Genomic DNA, 1,097 nt, shown 5'->3' with positions numbered 1-1,097 from the left:
GGGGCGGCGCGCTCCTCTACCTCTGGCTCTGGGCGCTGGTGCCCCTCGCGCCGCTCGACTCGCGCGACGCGGATCCGGCCGTCCGCCGCTCCGCTCCCGCCTACCCCGCACCCGACCCCGGGCTGCAGGACGAGCGCCCCTCGTCCCCCGAGGCCGTCGCCGAGTGGCGCGAGCGCCAGGAGGCCTGGCGGGCCGAGCGGGAGGCGTTCCGCGCCCAGCAGAGCGCGTCGGCCCGTGAGACGGCCCGCGCCCGGGCGGAGGAGGCGCGACTCGCCGCCGCCGCCGTCACCGCCGCGCGCCTGGAGCGCCAGCGCCTCCGACGCGCCGCGAACCCCCGGCTGCGGGCGAGCCTCACGCTGCTCGCCCTGGGCGCCGCCGCCCTGGCCGGCGCACTGGTCTCGCTCACCGCCTCCGGACCGACGGCCCTCGTCGTCGGAGCCGCCTCGGCCGCGCTCGTGCTCGCCGTGGTGATCGTGCTCGCCGGCCTGTTCCGGAGGCGCGCGATCGCGCTGATCGCCCTCGCGACGGTCGCGCTGGTCACGGCCGCCTGCGCCGCCGTGCTGCCGACCGACCGCGAGCTGCTCCCCGTGCTCGGCACCTACGGCTTCTCGAGCGCCGCTCCCGGCCGCTACGCGACGCTCGCGGCGAGCGACCTGCGCGTCACGGTCGCACCCGGCTACGAGACCTCCGGCGAGCCGCTGGACCTGTGGATCGGCTACGGGCACGTGTCCGTCGCCACGATGGAGGGAACGGCGGTCCGCCTGGAGGCGACCACGGAGGACACCGAGCTCCTCGTGCTGGACGCCGACGGAGGCGCGATCGACGCGCCCCGCGAGGTCCGCACCGCCGACGGCCGTCAGCTGTGGACGCAGACCTTCGGCGATCCCGAGGCCGAGCCGTTCGTGGTCCGCATCGCCCAGGAGGGCGGGTCGATCCGCGTCCAGGACTCCACACCGGGCGCCGACTCCGGCACCATCGCGCCGGACGCCGACGCCACCCCGACACCCTCCACAAGGCGCAGGCCGGCGGCTGGCGGCACGACCGGTTCCACCACCACGCGGAGGAGATCTGGCGGCGCACGCAGGCCGAGCTCGCCG

1 pseudogene is annotated in these 1,097 nt (G+C 77.6%); it reads left to right on the top strand.

Annotated features, from left to right (window positions below):
• A pseudogene (locus C5C33_RS18750) lies at window positions 1-1,097 on the top strand (hypothetical protein); the annotation flags it as partial.

Source organism: Rathayibacter sp. AY1H3 (assembly GCF_002932015.1).
Note: the sequence above shows the minus strand (reverse complement) of the source record. Positions and strands in the feature narration are given on the sequence as shown.